The organism is Pyxidicoccus trucidator, assembly GCF_010894435.1.
Taxonomy (GTDB): domain Bacteria; phylum Myxococcota; class Myxococcia; order Myxococcales; family Myxococcaceae; genus Myxococcus; species Myxococcus trucidator.
In genome coordinates, this window is record NZ_JAAIXZ010000014.1 from 16,972 (window position 1) to 40,304 (window position 23,333).

Annotated in this window: 20 protein-coding genes; 7 read left to right on the plus strand and 13 right to left on the minus strand. The window is 70.3% G+C overall.

Features of this window, described 5'->3' with window-relative positions; genetic code table 11:
• Nucleotides 1–2: 2 nt before the first annotated feature.
• Nucleotides 3–1,085 carry a hypothetical protein gene (locus G4D85_RS32815; RefSeq protein ID WP_164018014.1) on the minus strand — a complete coding sequence of 361 codons (1,083 nt, stop codon included), beginning with the start codon at nucleotides 1,083–1,085 and terminating at the stop codon, nucleotides 3–5.
• Between the two features lie 1,200 nt (nucleotides 1,086–2,285).
• Entirely contained in the window at nucleotides 2,286–3,587 is a 1,302-nt protein-coding gene (locus tag G4D85_RS49800) for a hypothetical protein (protein ID WP_240359635.1), read from the minus strand.
• Between the two features lie 208 nt (nucleotides 3,588–3,795).
• Between G4D85_RS49800 and G4D85_RS32830 the strand changes: the two genes are divergently transcribed.
• The 3 genes from G4D85_RS32830 (at nucleotide 3,796) to G4D85_RS32840 (ending at nucleotide 8,301) form a co-directional block, all read left to right on the plus strand.
• A complete protein-coding gene (locus G4D85_RS32830) occupies nucleotides 3,796–4,599 on the plus strand; it encodes an HmuY family protein (RefSeq protein WP_240359636.1) in 804 nt (267 codons plus the stop codon).
• Nucleotides 4,596–6,119 carry an MXAN_6640 family putative metalloprotease gene (locus G4D85_RS32835; protein WP_164018016.1) on the plus strand — a complete coding sequence of 508 codons (1,524 nt, stop codon included), beginning with the start codon at nucleotides 4,596–4,598 and terminating at the stop codon, nucleotides 6,117–6,119. The genes G4D85_RS32830 and G4D85_RS32835 overlap by 4 nt, the downstream gene beginning before the upstream one ends.
• 145 nt (nucleotides 6,120–6,264) lie before the next feature.
• On the plus strand, nucleotides 6,265–8,301 hold the full coding sequence (locus tag G4D85_RS32840) for a hypothetical protein (RefSeq protein ID WP_164018017.1): 2,037 nt from the start codon (nucleotides 6,265–6,267) through the stop codon (nucleotides 8,299–8,301).
• Nucleotides 8,302–8,362: 61 nt separating this feature from the next.
• Here G4D85_RS32840 and G4D85_RS32845 read toward each other — a convergent pair whose 3' ends face one another.
• Both G4D85_RS32845 and G4D85_RS32850 read right to left on the minus strand, forming a co-directional pair.
• Nucleotides 8,363–8,944: a hypothetical protein gene (locus G4D85_RS32845; RefSeq protein ID WP_164018018.1), complete on the minus strand. Its 582-nt coding sequence runs from the start codon at nucleotides 8,942–8,944 to the stop codon at nucleotides 8,363–8,365.
• 188 nt (nucleotides 8,945–9,132) lie between these two features.
• The gene (locus G4D85_RS32850; RefSeq protein WP_205525818.1) at nucleotides 9,133–9,432 is read right to left on the minus strand and encodes a hypothetical protein; all 300 of its coding nucleotides are present in this window, start codon (nucleotides 9,430–9,432) and stop codon (nucleotides 9,133–9,135) included.
• A gap of 204 nt (nucleotides 9,433–9,636) precedes the next feature.
• On the opposite strand from G4D85_RS32850, the gene G4D85_RS32855 reads away from it, so the two are divergent.
• The gene (locus G4D85_RS32855; RefSeq protein ID WP_338052924.1) at nucleotides 9,637–9,840 is read left to right on the plus strand and encodes a trypsin-like peptidase domain-containing protein; all 204 of its coding nucleotides are present in this window, start codon (nucleotides 9,637–9,639) and stop codon (nucleotides 9,838–9,840) included.
• 116 nt (nucleotides 9,841–9,956) lie between these two features.
• Here the strand turns inward: G4D85_RS32855 and G4D85_RS32860 are convergent, their stop codons facing one another.
• The 5 genes from G4D85_RS32860 to G4D85_RS32880 all read right to left on the minus strand — a co-directional run bounded on the left by G4D85_RS32860 (nucleotide 9,957) and on the right by G4D85_RS32880 (nucleotide 16,836).
• Nucleotides 9,957–10,280 carry a DMT family transporter gene (locus G4D85_RS32860; protein WP_164018020.1) on the minus strand — a complete coding sequence of 108 codons (324 nt, stop codon included), beginning with the start codon at nucleotides 10,278–10,280 and terminating at the stop codon, nucleotides 9,957–9,959.
• 98 nt (nucleotides 10,281–10,378) lie between these two features.
• Nucleotides 10,379–12,604 (minus strand): S8/S53 family peptidase, encoded by a 2,226-nt coding sequence (locus G4D85_RS32865; RefSeq protein ID WP_164018021.1) that lies wholly within the window; start codon nucleotides 12,602–12,604, stop codon nucleotides 10,379–10,381.
• A 25-nt stretch (nucleotides 12,605–12,629) separates the two neighbouring features.
• On the minus strand, nucleotides 12,630–15,383 hold the full coding sequence (locus G4D85_RS32870) for a CHAT domain-containing protein (RefSeq protein WP_164018022.1): 2,754 nt from the start codon (nucleotides 15,381–15,383) through the stop codon (nucleotides 12,630–12,632).
• Complete coding sequence (locus G4D85_RS32875) at nucleotides 15,380–16,177, minus strand: hypothetical protein (RefSeq protein WP_164018023.1); 798 nt, start codon at nucleotides 16,175–16,177, stop codon at nucleotides 15,380–15,382. Before G4D85_RS32875 ends, G4D85_RS32870 begins: the two co-directional genes overlap by 4 nt.
• Entirely contained in the window at nucleotides 16,174–16,836 is a 663-nt protein-coding gene (locus G4D85_RS32880; protein WP_164018024.1) for an RNA polymerase sigma factor, read from the minus strand. Before G4D85_RS32880 ends, G4D85_RS32875 begins: the two co-directional genes overlap by 4 nt.
• A 142-nt stretch (nucleotides 16,837–16,978) precedes the next feature.
• Between G4D85_RS32880 and G4D85_RS32885 the strand changes: the two genes are divergently transcribed.
• On the plus strand, nucleotides 16,979–18,271 hold the full coding sequence (locus G4D85_RS32885; protein WP_164018025.1) for a trypsin-like serine peptidase: 1,293 nt from the start codon (nucleotides 16,979–16,981) through the stop codon (nucleotides 18,269–18,271).
• Here G4D85_RS32885 and G4D85_RS32890 read toward each other — a convergent pair.
• Together G4D85_RS32890 and G4D85_RS32895 are read right to left on the minus strand one after the other, a co-directional pair.
• Entirely contained in the window at nucleotides 18,222–18,626 is a 405-nt protein-coding gene (locus tag G4D85_RS32890) for a DUF3565 domain-containing protein (RefSeq protein WP_240359638.1), read from the minus strand. The two genes, G4D85_RS32885 and G4D85_RS32890, sit on opposite strands and share 50 nt — an antisense overlap.
• A 19-nt stretch (nucleotides 18,627–18,645) precedes the next feature.
• Nucleotides 18,646–19,740 carry an amidase gene (locus G4D85_RS32895; RefSeq protein WP_205525819.1) on the minus strand — a complete coding sequence of 365 codons (1,095 nt, stop codon included), beginning with the start codon at nucleotides 19,738–19,740 and terminating at the stop codon, nucleotides 18,646–18,648.
• A gap of 220 nt (nucleotides 19,741–19,960) precedes the next feature.
• Between G4D85_RS32895 and G4D85_RS32900 the strand changes: the two genes are divergently transcribed.
• On the plus strand, nucleotides 19,961–20,554 hold the full coding sequence (locus G4D85_RS32900; RefSeq protein WP_240359639.1) for a biotin transporter BioY: 594 nt from the start codon (nucleotides 19,961–19,963) through the stop codon (nucleotides 20,552–20,554).
• A gap of 31 nt (nucleotides 20,555–20,585) precedes the next feature.
• Here G4D85_RS32900 and G4D85_RS32905 read toward each other — a convergent pair whose 3' ends face one another.
• On the minus strand, nucleotides 20,586–21,914 hold the full coding sequence (locus G4D85_RS32905; RefSeq protein WP_338052923.1) for a M24 family metallopeptidase: 1,329 nt from the start codon (nucleotides 21,912–21,914) through the stop codon (nucleotides 20,586–20,588).
• Between the two features lie 158 nt (nucleotides 21,915–22,072).
• Between G4D85_RS32905 and G4D85_RS32910 the strand changes: the two genes are divergently transcribed.
• On the plus strand, nucleotides 22,073–22,963 hold the full coding sequence (locus G4D85_RS32910; RefSeq protein ID WP_164018027.1) for a CPBP family intramembrane glutamic endopeptidase: 891 nt from the start codon (nucleotides 22,073–22,075) through the stop codon (nucleotides 22,961–22,963).
• A 23-nt stretch (nucleotides 22,964–22,986) separates the two neighbouring features.
• Here the strand turns inward: G4D85_RS32910 and G4D85_RS32915 are convergent, their stop codons facing one another.
• Nucleotides 22,987–23,241, minus strand: a complete 255-nt coding sequence (locus G4D85_RS32915; RefSeq protein ID WP_164018028.1) for a hypothetical protein — start codon at nucleotides 23,239–23,241, stop codon at nucleotides 22,987–22,989.
• Nucleotides 23,242–23,333 lie beyond the last annotated feature (92 nt).

Sequence of the window (23,333 nt, forward strand, 5' to 3'; positions counted from 1 at the left end):
GGTCAGCGCACCGGGTGCGCTGTCCAGGTCCTGCCGTCAGCGCTCGACGCGACGACGTGACTTCCCGCCAGCCAGAGGCGGCCACCTCCCGAGGACAGTCGCCCCACGTCGGGCCAGTTGCCCGCGGCGGCCACCAGGGGCGTAGCGCACCGCTCGAAGCCGGACCCGTCCCAGCGGTAGACCCGCTCCGAGTCCGCCACGTAGAGCTCGCCACCCCACCGCTCGGCGGTGTGGATGCGACCGACGCGCCCGAGGACGCGGCAGCCCTCCGCCGTCCCCGCGATGACGTCGCCTCGCGCCGTGCCCGCGATGACCTCGCCCGAGGGGAAGCAGCGGAGGAAGACCACCTCGCTCCCCAGGTAGGGATGGACATCCCGCCATTGGTCCCCCGAATACATCCAGAGGCTCCGGCCTCCCGCATAGAGGACTCGCGTCCCGTCTTCACCGAGGCGGCTGTCCAGCGCGAGCACCCGACCTGGGACTTGTCCCAGTGAGTGCGTCCACCTCATGACGCCCTCGCCGCGCACGAGCAGGCCGACCTCGGACGGAGCGTCGGGCTCGAATGACCGACTCCCGGCGAGCACGATGTCGGCACCGCTGAAGCACGCACGCGTGTCGACCAGCCCCGCCGGCAGCCCCGCGTAGTCGAGGCCCTCCCAGCGGCCTGCTCCGTCCGCGCGAATGGCCGCGAACCAGGCCGAGCCACCGTAAGAGAGCAGCGCGCCGTAGCCGTGAGTCCCCAGCCGGAACAGCGTGTCGATGGTTCCGGAGCCTGGCAGTTCCTCCAGCGACCAGACGCCCTCCGTGCACACCGCCACGTTCCGGAACTCGCGGACCTCGTAGGTGGCATCCCCGGGGTCGAAGCCCGAGTCCTCGGGGTCGAAGTCCGCATCCTCGGGGTCGAAGCCCGAGTCGACGAGGGACGCGTACGCCTCCGTGTCGTAGGGCTCGCGCCAGTTCCCGACGGGGCCGGGTCCGCCTCCGTGGTCATTGTCCGGATGCGGGTGGCTGACGACGAGCGCCAGGTTGCGCTCATCGGTGAAACAGCCGCTGTGCACCACTCCCCGGAAGGCGTTGTTCTCCACGGCTGTCCTCTCGCTGAAGGTCCGGCGGCGCGTATACCACCGGCCTTCAGGAGGACTCTCGCTTTCGCGGCGCTCAGCGCTTCAGCGGGTCGCCGTGCTTCTCGTTCGACGTGGACCGCCTGGGCTCCGCGAAGCCGGGCGGCATCGTGGCCCGCCTCGGAACTTTCCGAGGCGGGCCACCGTCAGCGGTTCAGACGCTAGCCGATGATGCAGCTGCACTTGCGGGTCACCGCATTGCACCGGCCACTCATCGTGCCGCCGCACTGGCTATCCGAAGTGCAGGACCTGCCCGCGACGCAGGTGCCACAGTCTGGATCCAGGGCACAGACCTCGGAGCAGCAGTTGTCCCGGCTACAGCCGCACGTGGGCTGGACGATGGGGTTACAGAACGTCGTATTGGTCCCACCACTATTGGTGCAGGTCACACTTCCGAACCCAGCTGGATTGACCGAGCAAGCTCCATTCGAGCCGGTGCAGGAGGCCCAGTTCCCACAGTAGATGCTGGCCGTGCAGTCTCCCTGCACGGCCGAGAACTCCTGCGTCCGCTCGTGCTGTTCGGAGGACACAGCTCCATTTTCGAGAGCCTGGTCCGCACCGGACGTGGAATCACAGGCGGTCAGCATCATCACCAGGCTGACAAGAACTCCGGCCATCATCTTCATGGAAGCTTTCCTTTCATTGATGCAGTGGATGGACGCTCCCAGGTGCACTCGGAAGCCGGTGTCCGGCTGCTTGCGCGGTCGCCAGAGCCAGGACTGCCGGTGATAGCGCCAGCACGAGCGCTGGCTGGAAGACCGCCGAGCCATTGCTGAGCTGCCACTTCATCTCCGCTTCCCGAGAGTGGGTCCATGACCGCGACACCTCTGCGCGGCCACGCCTCGCTACGCAGGCACTGTGCCAACGCGGAACGCTTCGGAATGGCAGGAGGAGGTGACGGCTGCAGTGACATGCCGGGTTACAAGCCCGAGGTACTTGTAGCGTCGATGGCTACAGTACCTGCGTACGCTCGGCCTTCAGCTCCGCTTCTCCGCGGTGCGCTGGAGCCGTTCGGCGTGGAGGCGTGGCGCTCGCGTCGATGCGCACGGCGCCTTCACCGTCCGTAGGAGTCCCGTGGAGGGACGGCACTTCATGGGAACGCCCGCGACCGAGGTGACGACCGCCCAGGGCATCACACGAGGTGCGGGAGAGCCGAAGGCGGGATCAGAGGCCTTCGCGCAGGTTTTCCTCCGCGATGTCCGTGAGTCGTGACACGTGCTTGTGGAGCCACAAGCCGAAGGGCTGGATGCGCGCGGGAGGCGTCTTCTTCGGCAGCGCTTGCAGGCTCTCGTCGAACGGAACGACGGCGTGCTCACCCGTCGGAGACTTCGTGCGGTGGTCGAAGGCGAAGGACCTGCCGATGTGCCACCCGCCGTGGAACACGAAGAGGTTCTCCAGGTCCTTATTCCCGGTGGCCTCGACGAGCCCGTCGATTTCGTAGATGTCGTCGGCTATCTCCAGGCAGCTCCAGCCGCCGCCCGTGACGTTGCCGCAGGGGAACGTGGGCAGGCCGTTGTCGACGACGTTGTCCACGATCCAGGTGATGGAGCCGTACACGCGCAGGAAGTAGTCCCAGCTCGACTCGCTCTTCCTGGGCTTGAGCGCCTTCGCCCCGTTCCAGCTCCCGATGCGGTGCTTGTACTCGCGCTTGAAGATGGACAACTGCTGGTCGAGGGAGTCCATCCGCCCGGGCTCCTTCTTCAAGTCCAGCTGCTCCGCGACGAAGTGCGCTTGGGGGAAGCGCTCGTGGAGGTCCTTCAGCATCGCGATGGCCGTGTCGGCGGCCGCGTAGGCGTCCTGGGGCTTCGCGAAGGAGGGGCTCCTGGGCGCGGGGGACTTCTTCGGGGAGCCCTTCGGAGCCTTCGGTTCGGGATTGGGATACTTCGCATCCCGGAGATCGACCGTGTGCAGGACGAAGCCCTCCTTCTCCTTGGCGCGAATGAGCTTCTCCGCCCGCTCGATGGCTTCCTCGTGGCTCGCGGCGACTGTCTCGTTGCGATACGCCTCGATGGTCCGGTCCCCATCGACGGAGATGGCCCAACCGGTCGATGGGCCCTTCCGGTACTCACGTATCGCCACTCGCTTCTTCGTCGCGTTCCAGGGGTTGCCGTCGCGGAAGCCGAGCGTCCGGTAGCGCGCCACCAGCGCTTCGACGTCCGTCGCCTCCACGAGCGAGAGCAGATAGGCGCCGTTCATGGTGCCGCGGCGGACCACCGCCTGGCTGCCTCGTACTTCCACGTCGACGAAGAGGAGCGACAGCGGCTTGAAGAGCGTGAAGCGCTCCTTCACGGGCGTGGTGAGCTTCAGCGCCTGGGGCTCCGGCTTGTGGAGGGTTCCATCGCTCCAGACCCGGAGCTCGCCGCCCGCCGAATAGAGCCAGACCTCGCCCTTCAGTGAGAGCTGGGGGTCCGAGTGCCAGATGGCCTCGCCGCCGTTGAGCTTCTGCAGGTGCTTCCAGTTGGACATGGGGGCTTTCTCGCACGGGAGTCGTGAGGGGTAAATCTGCCTCCACGCCTCTCGGGAAGGGGGCTTCCTCCTCGGGAAACAGGGGTGCTCATGATTCAGTATTGAAAATGAGAATCGTTATCAAGTAGGTTGCCATCCATCGAGAGGGCCAGGTGCCAGGCCCTGGAACGAGTCACGCAGTCCGAACAGGGAGAGGGGCAAGAAGATGATGAGTCATACCGAACAGGCGATGCCCAGGCGCGCCGGACAGCAGGGGCTGTGGGTCCTCGTCGCCGTGGCCGTGTCGCTGGCGCTGCTGGCTGGCTGTGGCGACGACGGGCCAACGGATCTCCAGCCGGACGCGGGCACAGAGCCCGAGGTGTGTGGCCCGAGCGACGTGTGGTGCAAGGACCAGACAATCGACCGGCTGGACCTGCTGACCACGGTGTCGACGGGTGAGGTTCGCGAGGAGGGCACGACGTCGGGCGAGTTCCTCACCTTCGTCGACTCGCGCGCGGGCGGCCTGTCGCCGACGATGTCCTATTCCTACCTCCGCTTCACGCCGCAGGGGCTGACCCCCGTGCAGATCCACGACCAGGAGTCGCTCGGGTCCACGGACTGGGACCTCGCGGTCCGTCGCTACACCCTGCGCGTCAACAGCGGCACGTCCGGTCCGTCCTGCGTCTCGGTGGCGAACACGCCCGAGGGCACGACGTTCGCGTCGGTGACGGCGGTGAACGCCGCCATGGAGTTCAAGACCGAGGCCTGGTTCGACACTGCCTGCACGCTCATCCCGGATGACTCCGGCCTCAACGGGCCCTTGACGCAGCTGGGCGGGTTCTGGGCCTATACGAGCTGCGTGCAGATGACGGGTCGCGTCTTCGTCATCCGGCTGGCGGATGGTCGCCACGTGAAGCTGGAGGTCACCTCCTACTACGAGCCCTCGGCGCAGCAGGTCTGCAACCAGACGGGCAGCGTGCCGCAGCCGAGCGGCTCCGGCGCCATTCGCATCAAGTGGGCGTTCCTGCCATGAGACTCGGGGCGTTGCTCCTGTTGCTTCCCCTGGGGTGTGGCCCCGTGCAGGCGTCGCGTGAGCCGCATGAGCGTCATGAGCCGTTCGCTGAATGGCGAGAGGGGCTGCAGGCAGGAGCGCGCCCCACCTCACCGGAGGCGGTGCCTCCGCGCTTCGGCGTGGAGGAGCAGGTGGAGTCGGTGGTGTCCCCAGCGGGGCGCTTCCGGGTCCACTTCTCCCGCGTCGGGCCCAACGCCGTGGTGGCAGGCGACGTGGATGGCAATGGCGTGCCCGACGCGGTGGACGTCGTCGCGCACGCCTATGACCGGGTGGCCGCCTTCTACCTGGAGCTGGGGTTCCTGCTGCCGGGCGACGACGCCTCGGTGGGCGAGGACCACGGCGGGGATGGGCTGTTCGACGTGTACCTCGTGGACTTCGCGGGCAGGGCGGATGGCGCCTTCCGGCTGGAGGGCTGCGAGGACGAAGAGGAGGGTGCTCGCTGCGTCGGGCACATGCTCCAGGAGAATGACTTCGCGGGTTACAGCTACCCCTCCTTCGAGGCGGCGGTGAACATCCTGGCGAGCCACGAGTTCTTCCACGCGGTGCAGGCGGCCTATCGGCCCGGGCTGGGCAACGTGGCGTCGGAGGGCTCGGCGGTGTGGGCCAGCGAGCGCTTCGATTCCTCGCTCGATGACCTGGAGTCGTTCTCTTCGTCGTATCTCTCGCGGCCAGACCGGAGCCTGGTGGTGGACCCGACGGGCCCCGCCGTGTCCTTCAGCTATGGTGCGGGACTCTTCTTCCAGTACCTGGGCGAGCGCTTTGGCGACCGGGTCGTCCGGGCGATGTGGGAGGAGAGCGTGGTGGCGCCCGCCGCTCGCTGGCCTGTCCTGGTGGACACCGTCCTTCGCCGTGAGTGGGGGGCGGACTTCGACACCGCCTTCGCCGAGTTCGCGCAGTGGAACCTCGCCACGGGCGCGCGGGCGGGTGCAGAGGGCGGCTATGCGCGGGGCGGTGGCTACGATGGCCTGGTGCTCGCGTCCAGGACGCTTCCCACCGAGGAGGCCCAGGTCCGGGTGCCTCCCGCGGCGACGCGGTATTTCGAGGTGCCGGGCGGCTCGGCGCAGGTGCTGGCCACCTTTACGCCCGATACCGTGGAGGACCCGCCGAAGCTCCACTTGCTGGTGGCCGCGGTGACGGCCGACGCCGTGCTGCGCGTCTCTCGAGCCGAAGGTCCTGGCGTGCTGAGCGCGCAGGTGGCCGCATCGGATGCGACCCACGTCGTGATTGCGGTGGTGGATGGCCACCATGAGGGCACGGGCCGATACGGGCAGCTCTGCATCACGGGAGCGGCCACCGGCGCGCCCTGCGCGGAAGTCGTCCCCGATCCCGAGGAGCCTGCGCGGCCATCGGACGACGGAGGCTGTGGCGCGGCCCCAGGTGGGCTCGGCTGGAGTCTGCTGGCGCTCATCGTGCTGGCGGGAGGCAAGGCGCGGAGCGCGGTCCCCGCGAGGCTCCGCCCGTCGCCACGTCGACGGTCCTGAGGCCGCCAACGGACGCTCAGGCGCAGCGGCCTGGCTCTCCACGTCATGCCGCTGGCGTCCGGTGACGTGAGCGGCATCTGGAGGGGAGGGCGCCCGAGGGCAGGCGAGCTCGGCTTTCCGGTACGGGCGCGCGTAAAGTGGACGCATGCTCCGTTCCGCCTGTGTCCTCCTGCTGGTCCTGGCGTTCTCCTCCGTGGGCTGTGGTCGTGCGGGCCCGGGGGGCGATGAGGACGACGTCCCGGTCCTCACCCTGCCCGTGGGCGCGGAGGTGCTCGTGTCCGTCGGCGAGTGCCTCGTCGGCGCCCCGCCGCTGAGGGTCTGCCCGGACCAGGACGTGGCGACCCTGGTCAGCGTCTCCATGTCGGGTGACCGCTTCGAGCTGGGGGAGCAACGGGTGGAGGCCGGCGCCGCGCTCATCCGCATGAGGGCGAAGGAGGAGGGAAGGGGGAAGCTCACCGTCGAGTACCTCGACCCGCGCGGCGCTCCCCACACCGTGGAGGCCTGGTTCCAGGCGATGACCGTCACGGAGGCGCGGGTCTCGGTCCACTGCGACGCCTTCGACTCTCGCGCCGTCCATCCAGTCCCCGCGGGCAGCCGCTTCGGCTTCGACCTCCAGGCGAACTCCGGAGACACGTCGCTGACGGTGGGTGACGTCTCGCTGGTGGACGCACCAGGCTTCGCGCTGACGCAGCAGGTGGACGGGAGGGGCGAGGCCCTCGCACCCTCCGAGCCCGGAACGTACTCCTGGACGCTCGTTGGCGGCGGCTCCGTGGAGTTCCTCGTCTACGCCCCGGAGACGCTGGAGCTCACGCTGACCGAGGAGCCCGCACGCGGGAGACAGCCGCGCGCCATCGTCGTGGGGACGACGGCGGGAGGTCACTCCGTCTGTATCCATGACCGAGGTGCGAAGGCGACGGTGACCGTGGCGGGGAAGGAGTGTGCGCCGGTCCTGTCGGGAGTGGAGATTGACGGCCCGCTGCCCTTCAGCCTCACGGGCCGTGACTTCCAGTTCGAGCTGGTGGGCCGGGAGACGTGCGACGTGTACGCGCGGCTCGGAGACGGGCGCGGCCTGACGCGCTCGTTCTTCGTGGGCGGCTTGGATGCAGGCACGCCGCCTGTTCTCGGCTCGGTGATTCTGGATGGGGGCACGGAGCTCGCGGAGGAGATTCCTCTGGGCAGCAACTGTCCTGGCAGCGTCTCCGACGGACGGTGCGAGTACCCCTGGTTCCTGGACGGGGACTGCTACATCGACTCCGACTGGCGCATCGAACATCGCGACCCCGCCCCCGACGGAGGGGTGCTGGGCGAGGACCAGCTCGTCGGGGTGGGACTCACGACGAAGCTCCTGCTCTCGCTGGAGCTGGGCTTGTCGCCGGTGCCCATCTCCCTCGGGGCTCCGCAGCAGCTCACCTTCGAGCAGGACCCCGCGTGGGACTGGAGCGTCTTTCCGCCCGGGCCGAGCGCGGGGCTGGCTGTCGAGGGCGGGCGCTGCGTGGGCTCCAGGATGGTGATGACGGTGAAGCCCCTGGCCGAGGGCTCGCACGGCTTGAGCTTCCACGCGGACAACCTCGACGACGAGGGTGAGCTCGACATCGACGCCCGGAAGGTGGACCGCATCGCCTATACCCTTCGCGCCGAGGCCGGGAGTCCGACGCAGCGAGGCCCCTCGGTGGAGCTGTTCATCCGCTCGAAGGCGACGATGGCGGCGAGCTACACGCGCACGAGCGGCACCGTGCTCCATGGCGTTGCCCCGCTGCGCATCGCGACGGATACCCCCGAGGCCCTCTCCCGCGTGAGCGCTCCCGATGTCCTGGCCTCCGGGACGGTGCCGCACACGCTGACCGTGTCGTCTCCCCTGGGGGCGGACACCCTGACCATCCAGGTGCGAGATGCCTCGGCAATCACTGGCATCCGGGGCCTGGAGGCGCAGACCCTGCCCGGCGGTACGGCGAAGTGCGCGGAGGCGCTCACTCCGCTGGGCGTGGGCGGAGTGGTGATTCTCGGGAAGCCTCCCACCCGACCGCGCGTGACACTCAGCGGTGACTCGCTGGTGTTCAGCCGGAGGGCCTTCTCCGACGGCCTGTGTCTGGAGGGCGTCGCGCCGGGAGGCTCGACGGTTCACCTCACCTGGGGCTCGGCGACCGTCGAGCGCGCGTGGACGGTCGTGCCCGCGTCACCGTGACTTCCGAGGGCCCGGGAGGTCGTCCCGGGCCCTCTCCACCTGACTGACGGCAGGTCCGCTCTCACTTCTCCGGCGGCGCCATTCCCGGGCACTGCCCCGGCTTCATCAGCTCCGCGTTCTGGTGGATCTCCGAGCTCAGTCGCTCCTGATGCTTGGACTCGGCGGCGGTGTAGGTGATGGTGACGCCCCCGGGGATTTCCTCCAGGCGGGAGACGGAAGGCACGCTCGGCGAGCCCGCGGTGCCCTGGAGGCCGCCGCCGCCCATGCCCTGGTATTCAATCCCGGGAGCCTGCTCCAGCCCGCGGCGCCCCGAGACGCCGTGCTCCTGCTGCCGCTGCATCATGTTGCGGCTGCGCTCGCGAAGGTCCGCCACCTGGTCTTCCTCGGAGGTGACGATGACGAGGGCCACCCCCTCCTGCGAATCCTCCGCTCGCGCCTGGGCCCCGGGGACCGTCATGGGACAGTCCCGCTCGATCTCGGCCCGGGCGGGTACGTCCTCGCCCTCCGCGGTCGGCCCCGGTGGATACTGCTGGGCGGTGGATTGCTCGCCTCCCTGCGAGGTCGTCGCATTCTTGGAGCAACCGGCCGCGAAGCTCAGCGCCGCGGAGACAGCAAGCACGAATGGAAGTCTGAACGAGAACATCTTGGCCTCCTCTGCCGTGGGTTCTGTGCGGAGAAGGTGGGGAGCGGCATCCAGGCCACGCAACGCGGCCTCACACGCCAGGTTCCCCCGCCCCACGGTTGCGGGCCTGTGTCGACGCGCGGACGCGTGCATTTGACAGACGAGCGAGGTGTGCGGTTTCGAGCATCGCCTCCCACACACTTCGTGACTCACGCGGAGGGCGTGTGCCAGGTAGGCAACCCCAATGACGTCTGCGGCCTCAGGGGCGCGGCCTGCCGGGACTGCACCGCCCAGACGAACTCCATCTGCTCGGCCGGGCAATGCGTGGCCAGCTGCACCCCGCAGAGCTGCCCGAACGGGTGCTGCGACGCGTCCGGCGACTGCCGCGACTTCTCCGACCAGTACTCTGCCTCCTGTGGCCGCGGCGGCGCCGCCTGCGCCGACTGCAACCCCGGCTCCTCGTTCACGAAGGACTGCGAGGTGGGCGTGTGCTGCACGAGCTTCCTCAACCCATGCACTACCAGTGCCGAGTGCTGCTCCGGCTACAGCTGCCGGGCCGACAGCTTCGACGCCGCCCTCAAGTGCCGCTGACTCCTCACCCCTCCGCAGGTGTCCCATGAAGTCACTCCTCTTCATCGCGCTCCTCCTCGGCGCCGTTCCGGCAGTCGCCCAGGTCGTCACCGGGCGGCTTCTTCATCAATCGCGAGGGGCTCATCCTCACCAACGCGCACGTGGTGGAGGGGCGCCAGACGGTGGACGTGGTGCTGCACGACGGGCGGCGGGTGCAGGGGCAGGTCGTGGAGCGGGGCGCCGGGAAGCTGGACGTGGCGCTCGTGCAGGTGCCGCTGAAGGAGACCCCCATCCTGCCGCTCGGCGGAGCCTCTACGAGGTCTTCGCGGTCATCGCCGGGCAGATGAAGAAGGTCCAGGTGAAGTACCCCGAGGAGCGCGAGGTGACGCTGCGCTGAAGTCCTCCTTCAGAGGCGCCCGGGCCTACCGCGTCTGTCCCGGGCGCCCGCGAAGCTCAAATTGATTCAATGCGCGCCGCCCAGGTTGATCACGACAACGCCGGCGACGATGAGCCCCACACCGATGATTTTGACTGCACTCAGGGGCTCGCCCAGAAAGACCGCGCCAATAACAACGATGCCGGCGGTGCCGAGCCCTGCCCAGAGCGCATAGGCAATGCCTACTGGCACTGTCTTCACTGCCTGCGACAAGAATGCAAATGCGGCCACATATCCGCCAAGACAGGCAACTGAAGGCCAGAGCCGGGTGAATCCATCGGTCTTCTTCAGCAGGGATGTTCCGACGATCTCGCTGGCGATAGCGGCAACCAAATAAACGTACGATAACACGGGTGCCTCCTCGTGGATTTCCTACGTCACGAAGCTGCTGAATGCACGTCGGAATCACCGATGGAAGGGAACTCCCTGTCCCTGCCACAGGACGCGCGCTATTGCAGGAGCAGCTCGTCGAACGTGGAGTACGGGACGCCGAGCTCCTCGCCGCGCAGCGTGAGCACCGCGCGTTTGATGGGGAGCCAGTCCGGGTCGAGCGGAATGGCTGTCACCTTGACCTCGTCACCTGCGGCGAGGGTGGGCTGCCCGGCGAGCTCCAGCAGGCCGGAGAGGTCCACCGTATGCTTGTCGTTCAAAATCAGCGTGGGCGAGTCCAGGCTCCGTGACGAAAACTCGCTGTCGATGCTGATGTAGAGCACCGCGGTGGGGGCGGGGGTCTCCAGGGGGTCGGCCCTGAACCAGCAGCAGATGCAGGGATTCTTGCTCGGCTGCGGGTTCGTCCAGGGCCGGAGCGGGATGCCGTAGTACTGACGGAAGGGGCAGACTGTCTCGTCGTAGCGCCAGCGGTTGGAGCGCAGCGTGCTTTGACGGCACACGGCCAGCGGCGGCAATTCGACGTCGAGCGTCGAGCCGTCGATGGTGCGGGTGAGCTTCGACTCGATGGATGCCCACGCGCCCTCGTCCAGCGACGGCAGCGGCGAGCCATATGCGGGGCGCGGAGTGCACTCCGGGAGCTGCGTGGAAGGCGGACAGCGCCCGGGCCCTCCCTTACAGGCTTGCACCAGTGCCTCGCAGAGCGAGACGCGGCGGATGACGCGGCGCGGGTCCGTGACGGCCCAGGGGCAGGGGGACCCGCCCAGGCAGAAGTCCGCGGGGGTGCCCAGGCTGACCGAGGCCTGACGTACCCGCTCCATCAGCTCGGGCCCGGACAGCTCGGGCCGGTAGCCCCAGAGGGTGGCGACCAGCCCGGACACCACCGCCGTGGACACGGACGTTCCCGTGAGGATGTCCGTGGGCACGAGCGCGCCGGTCGCGTCGACGTCGGTCGCCAGCGCGTGCGCGCCGGGTGCCGCCAGGCGCGGGCGCCCCCCGGGGCGGGTGCTCGCCAGCGGCGCGTCGTCCCCCCGCACTCCGCCCACCGCGTAGACCAGGGGCCGGTAGACAGTCGCCCCCGCTGGCGGAAGCGGGGGATACGCTCCCGTGCCCGAGTAGCCCAGGCCCTCGAAGGGCTCGCACTGCGCGAGCGCGGGTGCCGGCTTCTGCTCCCAGTCCGCGGGGTACATGGCGCCGAAGACCGGCTCCGGTCCGCCCGGATCATTCCCCGCAGCGGCGATGACCAGGCCCCCGCGGCAGACGGCATGGGTGATGGCGGCATGGACCGCGCGCACCGGAGCCGGCAGCTGCTCCACCAGGTCACCGCTGTAGGCGCCGCCGAAGCGCCCGTCCCACGCGAGGCTGAGGTTGACGACCAGGCGCGGCTGGGGCGTCGCCGTCTTCCCCGGCGGGACCTCCCCCGCGTTGTGGCCGCGCCACTCAGTCACCGCGGCGTGGATGGCCCGCGCCAGCTGCGTCTGTTCCCCGAAGTAGCCTCCATGCGCCAGGTCCCTCACGTTCGGCGTCACCTGTGGGAGCGCCAGGTGGTTGGCCACCTGGGCAATGCAGACGGGGCTTCCGTCCGGACAGCCCAGCTCGCGCACGACGCGGCCCATCGCATGACCATGACCGAGCCTGTCCTCCACCGCCTCGCCGTCGCTGTAGCGGTGGGGCGCGGAGTCCACAATGGCGACGCGCACCTCCGCGGGTTGAAACGTTCCGCCCGGGGGGAGGACCGCCAGCTGTCCCGTCTGCGCATGGAAGTCCGTGTGCAGCGTCTGCCAGGCGGCCTTGACGGTGGCGCTCGAGCCCATGGGGGCCACCACCTGACAGTCGCGGTCGAGCCGGAGGGCCCGCGCGCCCAGCCCCGACTTCAGCAGCGTCACCGCCTGCTGCGAGGGGAGGCCGCCCCCTGGAGTCTGCCAGTCGTACGAACAGAAGGGCGCGAGCCCGGGGGGCAGTGCCCACTGGCCCCGGCTGACCTCGAACAGCCGCGCCCCGGCCCACTGGCCTCCCTGGCCGGAAGGGCCCTGCGGACAGCTGTCGATGCCCTCCGCCAGGACGGCAATCCAACGGTTGCTCGGGCAGGCCGCGTCCTGGGGGATGGGAGGCGACACGGGGACGCAGGTGCCTCCCATCATGGGGCAGGGCGGCGCGCCGGCATCCAGGGCGAACGTACCCCGCGTCAGGGCCGGGCTCCCTCCCTCCTCGGGGCTTGCTCCCGAGGGCGCGCAGGCCGTGACTCCGACGGCCAGGATGCCGGCAACCAGAAAGCGGACGGACTTCATGTGAGTGTCTCCCGGAGGGGGTGAATCATGGAACGAGTGCGCGGAAGGCGGCCCAGTCCGACTCCGGCCGGCTGGCGCGAAGCTCGAGCTGGGCGCGGCGGAGCGCGTCCGGCAGCTCGGTGGAGGTGCCGGGTCCGCCCTCGCGGTAGAGCGCCCGCATCAGCTCCATGGCGTGCGCGTCATCCACCTCGCGCCACGCGGCCACGGCCCCCTGGGCGCCTGCGGCGAGGAAGGCCTGCGCCAGTTCCAGGCCCTCCACCGGGGAGTCCTGGGCCGCGCGAACCGTCTCACAGCCCGAGAGCACCACCCAGGAGGGCACGCGGCGCAGGGCCAGCACGTCCCCCACCAGCAGCCGCCCCTCGTGGAGGGGCATCGTGCTCTCCCACCCGCCGAGCCCGGCGAAGCGCCCATGCCCCGCGTAGTGGAAGAGCTCCGCGCGCTCGAGGGCTGCGCGAACCCCGGCGCCCGTCGCGGCGGGGCCCGACAGCATCTGGACGCGCCAGTCCCCCCGCAGCGCTTCGTCGACGCGCCGCGCCTCCTCACGCGCCTGGGGGAGGTTGCCCTCGGGGTCCGCGACGATGAGCGCGGTGCGCTCCCGGGCTCCGGCCCCGGCCAGCCTCGACTCCGATCTCGCCAGGTCCAGCGCGTAGGCCACCGGACGCCCCGCGACCAGTGCGTCCCCGTTGAAGGGCAGGGCGTGGAAGTCCACGGCGCGAAGCACGCCGTAGGGCACCAGGGTGACGCGCCTCGCCGCGGCCAGCTCCGCGTGAAAGGGCTCCAGCAGGGTGGCGGCCAGCGTCGCGGGTGGAGCGCCGGGGGAGACGGGCTCGAGGAAGCGGGCCGTCACGCCGCGGTCGTCGGCCGCGAAGCCGACCCAGCCTCGCGGTGCCGGGTAGTAGACGAGCCACAGCTCACCGGGCACGGGGCGGGCGCGCGCGCCCCGCGAGGGGCTCACTGCGGAGGCAGGCGCCAGCAGGGAGAACGCCTCCTCCAGGAGCGCCCGCAGTCGCTCCTCGCGCAGCCGCCGGGCCTGGCGGACCTCCGCGAGACGGGCCGCGGAGAGCCGCCAGTCCCGCGCGGCCTCTTCATCCAGCGCCTCGCGCTCCTGGCGGTAGGCCGAGAGGGCGCTGTCCCACCGGGCGCGCTCCGCCGACGGGAGGTGCGTCACCCGGCCGGACAGCCGCACGGCCTCGAGTACCCGCGCCCGCGCGCGCCGCGCCACTTCCAGGGCCTCCTCGACGTGTCCCGCTTTCACCGCGAGCGTCACGTACGCGCGGCTGCCGCGCTCGCGCTCGCGCAGGAAGACGTGCCTGCCCTCCATCAGCGGCACCCGCAGGGCCTCGCCGTCCAGCAGGTCCTCGGCCTGGGCATAGGTCGCGAGCGCCGCGCGCACGTCCCCGAGCTGCTCCGCCGCCCGGGCCCGGCCGAACGCCGCGCGCCAGCGGGCCTCGGGTGACGCCGACGCCTCGGCCAGCTCCGCCAGTCGCGCGAAGCGGTGCCGTGCCTGGCGCGCGTGCCCCGCCGCCAGGAGGATGCGGCCCTCGAGGTCCAGCCACCACAGGGCGAGGCGTGCTCCCGGCTCCGGGCGCGCGCGGCGGGCCTCGCGCAGCCGGGCCGCCGCGGCCTCGGCGCGCCCCGCATGCAGCTCCGCCAGCGCCAGATTCACGAGGACATTGGCCTCATCATCGGGGCTGGCACACACGCCGCGGTAGAGCGCGAGCGCCTCCTCCAGCGGGGGCTCCGGCTCGCCCCGGGGCGGGCCCCCGGCTTCCCGCGCGAGCAGCAGTCCCCAGCCGATGTTGGTGAGCAGGTCCGCCTTTTCACAGTCGGAGTCCCCGGTCTCCGCACGCAGCACCTCCAGCAGCGCGAGGGACTCGGCGTCGCGGCCGAGGGACTGGAGCGTCGTCGCCAGCACCTGCTGCACCGCCCGTTGCATGCGCCCGATGCCCAGCCGCTCCGCGAGCAGCGCCGCCTCGGTGAAGTGCCTGAGCGCGGTGCCGGGGTCCCCCGACTCGAGGGCCAGCAGCCCCTCGTGATAGGCCACATGGGCGCTCCCCTCGGGATGGCTTCCCTCCAGGGGGCCCAGCGCGCCGAGCACCTCGCGCGCCTCGGTGAAGCGGCGCCCATGGTGGATGAGCGTATAGGTGAGGACCATCGCGTCGCTGGTCTCGTCCGAGCGGCGCTGCGCGTCGCGGTGGAGCTTCAGCGTCTCCCTCAGCAGCGCGACTGCCTCCTCGGAATGGCCCAGCGACAGCTCGACGCGGGCCAGGAGGCTCCTCGCCCGTGCGCGAGCGACGTCCGGGAGCGCCGGGGCCTCCTCGCGCAGCAGTCGCGCCGCCTCGTCGGCCTTCCCCTCCATGCGCAGCGCCGTCGCGCGCTGGAGGAGTGGCACCGGCTCCGTCTCCCGCACCGGCAGCCGCCACACTGCCGGGCCCCCCGGTAGCGCCACCTCCAGCACCACCTCCGTGGCTCCGGCTGGCACGACGAAGGTGCAGGCACGCCCGCCCGGCGCCTCCCGCTCCTCCACGGGAAGCCGGGCCCCACCCGCCGAGACAGCCAGTGCCACCCGCGCGGGAAGCTCCACCCAGAGCCGCAGGCGGCGGTCCCCGGGGAGCTCACATACCGGTCCACCGATGACGGCGGCGCAGCCGGCGAACCCGACGCGCAGCGACTGCGTCGGAGGGGGAGGGGGAAGTGCGGCGGGCGCCTGCCGTTGGCACTGGCAGGCCCCGCTGGTGAGCACGAGCGCCAGGGCCAGCAGCAGCGCGGCCCGCCTCATGGGCGGTCCACGAGCAGGAACTTCCGGGTGAGCAGCCTCCAGGTGCCCGCCTCCGGTGCGCGGCCCTCCTCGACCCGGGCGAGCACCTCGCCCGGGGCCTCCGGGAGCGTCCCGGGGCGCCCCACGGCGATGGCCAGGGTCCACTCGCCCGGCGGAAGGGGGAGCAGCGCCTCCACCGGACCGCGAATGCGCACCGCGCCTTCCGGAGAGCGCTCCAGGAGCGGTGACCAGGCCCTCGCCTCGCCCGACCGCAGGAGGAAGGCGCGTACCTCCACGGGCCCTTCCACCGCCTGCTCCGGGCGTAGGAGCACGTCGAGCCGCGAGCCGGGGCCCAGGCGTGGCACCTCCGGCTCCGTCGCCCCCGCGCGCACCGCCTGCTCGCTGGAGACCGACAGGGTATAGCCCGGCAGCGGCGGGGCCTCTCGGGGGAGGGCAAGCAGGAGGACCGCGGCGGCCGCGGCCAGGGCCGCCACGGCCGGCGCGAGCCTCCGCCAGCGAGACCTGGGGGCGGGTGGGGCGGAGCGGGCGGGAGGCGCCGCTTCCCGGGCCGGCTCCGCCGCGAGCTCCCGCTCCAGCCGCGTGGCGATGCCCTCCCGCGCCGCCGCATCCAGCGGACGGAGGGCCTCGTAGGCCTCCGCGGCGGAGGGGTCCTCCGCGGCAAGCCGCTCCAGCTCCCGTCGCTCGTCTTCCGAGAGCGTCCCCTCCGTGAGTGACTCCCAGCGCTCGTCGCGTGACTCGGCGCGCTGGCGCTCCCGCGCCACGCGGCCCAGCTCCAGGAGAAGTTTGTCGCTCATGGGAAGTCACTCACTTTGCGTATTTGCGGCGGGCCGTGCGGATCTGACAAGAGCTCCGCGCCGAGCCGGCGGCTCAGCTTCCCCAGCCGGCTCTGCCAGGCGTAGACGGCCTCCCGGCTCATCCTCATCTGCTCGCAGACCTCGGGCACCGTGCGCTGCTGGATGAAGATGAGCTCGAAGAGGGAGAGGCCCAGCGGGCTGAGCTCCTCGCGCAGGCGGTCCAGGAGGGCCTCCAGCATCTGCTGGGACTCCAGCCGCAGCTCCACGCCCGAGTGGTCCTCGGGGGTGTCGAGCTCCTCCATCAGCGTGGGGTCCTCCGTCCAGGGACTGCGCCGCGCCGTCCGGAGGATGGAGGCCACCTGCCGCTCGGCGACGAAGCCGACGAAGCTGGCCAGCGTCAGGCCGCGCTCGGGCTTCCACGCCCGCAGCGCCTTGCCCTGCTCGGCGAAGAGGGCGGCGAACACGTCCTGCGTCAGGTCCGCCACTTCCTGGCGGATGTTCCGCCCGCTCGCTGCCACGGCCCGGCGCAGCAGGGCTCGCGCCACGCGGGCCTGGATGACGGGGGTGAGCGCATCCACCAGCGCGCGCAGCGCCTCGCCATCCCGGGCGAGCGCGCGTTCCACCAGCTCCGAGGTTCCCTCCGTTACGCCGCGAGTCATTTAAGTCCGAGGACTCTAGAGGTGCCGCCGCGCGGGTGTCCACCCGCCGTGCCGGGGGCGGAAGAATTCCGTTTCTCGCAATGGCTTGTCAGATATTCCAAAGCCGCCGCGAAAAGCCTCATGCACTCGCAAGGAGGCTTCATTGTCCGTTGACTCGTCACACGTTCATCGCCGTTCCGTCCGCACGCCGGTTGCCCTGTCTCTCATCGCCGGTCTCGTCGGGTTCTCCGCCCCAGCGGAGGCCGCCGACGAGCGCGACATCGTCCAGAGCCCCATCGTCTTCCCGTGGAACACCGTGGTGAAGGTGAAGCTCGGCCCGTTGGGTGGAGGCCGCGGCAGCGGCGGGCTCATCGCGGGCTGCACCATCCTGACCAACGGGCACGTGGTCTGGAATGGCCAGACAGGCACCTGGCGTGAGGTCGCGTCGGTCCATCCCGGCAGCTACTACAGCGAGGTGCAGGGCAGCAGCGTCGACCCCTATGGGAGCAAGGTGGACTCGGGGCGCGCCACCAACACGAAGTGGATTGCCACGCTGGACAGCAAGTACGACTACGGCGCCATCTTCGTGTCGAGCTCGTTCGCCGGCATGGGCATCAACACCTATATCCCCGTCGCGTTCGAGGAGGAGCCCGGCTTCATCAACCTGTCGGGCTATCCGTCCGAGTCGCTGCCGCTCGCGGGGGTCGGCGTCAACCAGGAGCAGTGGCGCGGGTTCGGCGACGTCGGCCTCTACGAGTCGCGCAGGATGTACTACGACGCGACCTCGACGGGAGGCGCCAGCGGCAGCCCCGTCTGGGTCTACTACAGCAGCACGAACGAGCGGTACATCGTCGGAGTCAACCGGGGGCACAGCGCCGCCTGGGATGGAATCGGCGTTCGCATGGTCTCCCAGAACCAGAACGTCGTCGAAGGCTGGATGAACAGGCTGTGCTTCATCGGGCCCGGAGTGCCGGGCGCCGGTCAGCCGTTGCCGCGGTTGTCGTTGAGCGCGCTGCTGCAGACTCGGAAGACGGTGCTGGGCGCCCCCATCCCGCTGCATCCGCCGGGGTACTTCCGCGTGGTGAGCCCGCCGAGCAACCGCGATGGCCTCATCCCGAAGCGTGAGGTCCTGCAGATCATCGAGGGCACGTACTACCGCTGGCAGGAGTTCCACGCGCCGGGTGACGCCGTCCACGGGGCGGTGGAGGGAGACCCGGATGGGCAGCTCGCGCCCACCCGCTTCGTCCACCTCGTGGCCCCGGAGAATCGCTGGCTCACGGCCGAGGAGGCCTCGGTGGTCCTCTCGGCGTCGCTCCTCTGGATGAAGTCCGCGCAGCCGACGAACCCGGTCCTCGACCCGTCGTCTTCGCAGGTCCAGGCCGTGCAGCCTCCCGCGCCGCTTCAGGTCAACGACGATCCCACCCAGCCGGAAGTCGGGGTCCAGAGCTCGAACTGACGCGCTCGAGTGCGCGGTGGATGACCGGGAGGAGGTCTGTTGAACCGAGCGCGTCCAGGGCCAGCTCCCACCGGCCCTCGGCGCAGAGGCCACTCAGGCCTCCGTCCTCATACGCTTGCCGGGCCGCGGTCCTCAGCGCTTCGCGTACCGCCTCGGCGACCGCGCGCCCTGCCTCGTCACAGCGTTTGCAATCGAGCTCGACTCCCAGCCGGCTGCGCCTCCCTTCCTCCGTGAGGATCCAGGGGCGCACCACCCAGGGCGGGTCATGGCGCATGTGCTGCCGGTGGCCACATTCGAGGTCGGCGACCCAGTGCTCTTCCTGGTCGCGATGGAAGCCTGTGATTTTCTGGTTCATCGGTTCACCATGACAGTGTTCAGTCGAGCCCCCAGCCGAGCAAGGCCACGTCCTGTCCCCATGGCGCAACCAGCTGAACGCCCACTGACAGCGCCCCGAGCGGACGGGGGAGGCACAGCGTCGGCGCGCCCAGCAGACTCCACTGCGCGGTGATGCGCAGCACCGCGCGCCGCACCGGCAGCGCTCCTTCAGCGACGCTGACTTCTTCCTGCTCGAATCGTGGCGCCACGTCCGGCACCGCGGGGCCGAGCAGGACGTCCACCTCGCTGAACAGCGCTTCCAAGCGCGTGCGGTACGCCTCCCGCCTGGCGCGCGCGGCGGCCACGTCCGCTTCGCTCAGCGCCGCGCCCGCGCGCAGGTTCGCTTCCGTGGCGGCGATGAAGCCTGGCGCTTCGCTCGTCAAGGCCCGCGCATGCACGGCCGCTGCCTCGCTCAGCACGATGGGGGTGTACGCATCCATGACGTCGGGGAAGGACACCTTTGTGACTCGCGCCCCCAGCGCCGCCAACCTCGCCGCGTCCGCCTCCACCACGGCCCAGACATCCGGGGTGACCCAGGCGGAGACGTCCCACACGCCCACGCGGACGCCGGCCCATTCACGCGGAGTCACGGCCTCGCCCGACAGGGCGCTGTGGACGCGCGCCACCCCGCGCACGTCCCGCGCGAGCGGGCCCGTGTGGTCGCAGGTGTCGCTCAGCGGCAGCACACCCTCGGTGGGCCACGCGGTGTTGCCTTTCGTGGGCTTGAAGCCCACCACGCCGCACCACGCCGCTGGCACGCGGATGCTGCCACCCGTGTCCGTGCCGAGCGCGAAGTCCACCTCGCCCGTCGCGACGCTCACGGCCGCACCGCCGCTGGAGCCACCCGCCACACGTGCGGGGTCCAGCGGGTTGCGCGTCCCGCCGAAGGCGTTGGCGCCGGTGATGCCGAGTGCCACCTCGTGCAGGTGCGTCTTGCCGAGGAGCGTCGCCCCGAGCCCCAGGAGGCGGGCCACGAGCGGACTGTCACCCACCTCGGGAAGGACGGCCCGTGAGCTGCCCCGGAGCGGCCAGCCCGGCACCCCGTACAGGTCCTTCGCGCTGAACGTCAGGCCCGCGAGTGGCCCTTCCGCCATGCCTCGAAGGGGAGCATCCGGGCGGTACGCCCATGCCCCGTGAGGATCCATCGTCATGCCCGGAGTGTACCGGACGCGGGGAGGGATGCCGCGCCCCGAAGTCACATTCCCGGGCTCGTCGACAGCTTGCATCGGAGCGCGTCCTCGCTGAGCATCGGTCCGTGTCTCCGCGCCCCTCCGAGTCGTCCCGCTGCTCGTACTCCTCCCGGGTGGGACGTTCTTGAGCGCGAGCACCGGTGCTCCACCGCCTCGCGTCCTGGCCGACGTCTTCGCACGCACGCGCATCCATGATGGGGCGCTCGTGCTCGGCGCCGCGCTGTTCACCGCGTTGCTCGCGCAGGTCGCCATCGCGGTGCCGGGCTCCCCTGTGCCCATCACCGGCCAGACGCTCGCGGTCGTCCTCACGGCCGCGGCGCTCGGGCCCGTGCGGGGCACGGCCGGGCAGCTCGCCTACGTCCTGCTCGGCGCGGTGGGACTGCCGTTCTACTCCAAGGGGGCCAGCGGCTGGGCCCAGGTGCTCGGGCCGACGGGCGGCTACCTGGTGGGCTTCATCCCCGCGGCCTTCCTCGTGGGGCTCGCGGCGCGGCAGGGCTTCGACAGGCTGCCGTGGAAGGCGATCCCGCTCTTCCTCGTGGGCCAGCTCGTCATCCTGGCCATCGGCGTGACCTGGCTCAGCGTGGTGGTCCCACTCGACCTCTCCACGGCCCTCCACAAGGGCTTCCTGCCCTTCCTCCCCGGTGGGTTGCTCAAGGCCGCCATCGCCGGCCTGTGGATGCCTCTCGCCTGGAGGCTCGTACGGCTTCGCGAGCCCTGAAGGTGCGCCTGCCCCGGTCCGGCTGTGGCCGTCAGGGAATGAGGAAGAAGGACTCCTGCCGGGGCACGAAGAGCTTCCAGCCCTCGTCGGAGAGCCAGGCCGGATCCTCCTGCATCACCTGGACCTTCTGACCTCCCCATTCGGGCACGGCCGTCGTCGTCTTCAGCTCGATGGCGATGTACGAGCCCTTTCGCAGTCTCGGCGGGTCTGGCCGCCTCGCGCTCCCTTCGTCGATGTCCGCGCCCAGGGCATGCCCGTGGTTGCCCAGGGGATGGCAATAGATTCGCGCTTCGATGCCCTGCGCACGCATCTCCGCCATGGCCGCCTCGTGGACCTCGGAGACAGGCCGCTCGGGCTTGGAGGCGCGCAGCATCAGCGCGTCCTGCAGGGCATGGGTGTTGGCCAGCGCCAGCTTCAGCCCCTCGGGGACATCCTCCTCGTCTTCGCGAAGGAGGTAGGCCATCCGCTGGAAGTCGCTGTGCAGCCCCATGTAGCTGATTCCAAAGTCCAGATGCACGAGGTCTCCCCGCTGGAGGACCGTCTCGTCCTTCACCGCCTTCAGGAAGCCCATGTTCATGTCCGGGACGAGCCCCTGACGCTGCACCCTCACGTCCGGCTGGAACCACATCCCGAGGCCCAGTCCCCCGACACGGTCATAGAGCCAGCCGCGCAGGTCCTTCACAGTCGTCCTGCCAGGGACAATCACCTCCGGCGAGAGCACCTGGCGGCCCAACTTCTCCGTGAGCACGACCAGGTTCTGGTAGTGCTCGAACTCCCCAGGCAGGCGCGTGTCCAGGTACTCCGTGATGAGCGGCTCCGCGCTCACGAAGCGCTGCTCCGCCTCGGGCCCCATCGCGTCGACGAGGAAGGCATGGCCCGCGCGCGTCAGGCTCCGAGTCACGCCGCGCTTCCCATTCATGCTCAGGCCAATGGTGCGTAGCTGGTACTGGAGGAACAGCTCGGACAGGGCCAGTCCCGCGCCGTAGCGCATGGGGGGCACCTCGAAGAACTTCTCGACGTGCTCCTCGGACTGGAGCGGCAGCGCGAACTTCTTCAGGCCCTGATCGCCCGCGTCGATGAAGACGAAGAGGTCCCAGGAGCTGGCGTAGGGCCGTGGCGGTGCCACGTACTGGGTCAGCGGATCGTCGTGGAACTCCTCGTTCACGATGATCCACATGCCCATGCCGTGGTTCCGCATCATGGGAAGCAGCAGCGCATGGCGCTCGGCGAGCCACGCCTCCCGCACCTCGATCTGCCTGGACCAGGGAAGGAGTCTGGACTCGGGAGTCTGCTGGGGCGGGGCAGGTCGACACGCCAGCCCGAGTATGAGGCCCAGGGCCAGTAGGACTCCACGCATCATCGCTCCATCCTCCAGGTCCGTGTCTCGTGAGGCTATCAGCGGGGTCGGGCTCCCCCAAGCGAGGCCGTAGCGGGCAGGTGGCGCGGCCCCAACTCATTCCCGTGCAAGCGAGCTGCTCGCGGTCCGTAACGCCTGGGTACCCTCATTGAAAGAGCCCCATGCGTTCTGTTTTCTTCGACGGTCAGCGCCACTGGCGCAGCGGGTGGAAGGCCGTCGGCTTCCTGCTCCTCACGATTGTGCTCACCGGCCCACTGCTTGCCGGGCACCGGTTCCTGCCGGCGGAGGCGCGGTTCTTCGTGCCGGGTTCCTGGGTGGCCTTCTTCGGCGTCCTGCTCTCCACGGCCATCTGTGTGCGGCTCGAGCGCCGCGGCGGCAGCAGCGTCGGGCTCCGGATGGACCTGCGCTTCGCACGGCACCTCGCGGGTGGCATCGCCGCGGGCGTGGCGCTGGTGGGGGTGGGGACCGCCATTGTCTGGCTTGCCGGTGGCTTTCACTTCGTGCGCGTGCCGGAGGCGCAGGTGGGACTGCTCCTGCGCAGCGCGCTGGTCATGCTGGGGGTAGGTCTGTCCGAGGAGCTGGCGTTCCACGGCTATGCCTTTCAGCGGCTCACCCAGGGAATCGGGCCCGTGAAGGCGCAGCTGGTCATGGCCACGATCTTCGCGCTCGGCCATCCCGTGGGCGATGTCCCGGGAAGCGGCAGGGTCTGGGCCCTGGTGAACGTGTTCGTGGCGGCACTGGTCTTCGGCCTCTGCTTCATGCGGACGGGAAGCCTCGCGCTGCCGGTGGGTCTGCACATGGGCTGGAACTGGGCCATGGGCGCCCTTGGCGTCGCGGTGAGTGGCGTGGAGTCCAAGGGCTGGTGGGCGCCGGTCCAGCACGCCGGGAAGGAGTGGCTCACCGGCGGCAGCTACGGGCTGGAGGCTTCGCCCGTGGACTTCGGGGTCCTCGTCGCCGCGGCGCTCGTGCTGCTTCGCTGGAAGGCGCGACCCGCGGCGGAGCACCCCGGGTTGCCGGAGGCTCCGCTGCTTGCCGCTTCAACGGTCAGGTGACGCCAGGTACCAGGCTGCCACGCTCAGAGCGGCTCCCAGCCGTTCTCGGTGCAATAGCCGACGAACTCGTCGGTTCCGTAAAAGGAGTAGGTACCCTCGAGATGGTATTGCACGTAGTGCAGGCCGCAGCTGGGATAGATGTGCCCGACCACCGTCGTGTAGGTGGCGTCGCTGTAGAGCGTCGTCACGTAAGCGGCTTCCCGGTAGCCGGCGCTGGCCGGGCTGGCGCTCAGGAAGACGGCCGCGACAGCGAGAGAGGACAAGATCCGCTTTGCCATTGGTTCCTCCACGGTTTGATTGGATACCCACCTGTTCGTGCGAGAGGGTTTATCGCCCACCGGCACGAGTCGTGAGTAGAGCCGAGTAGGAA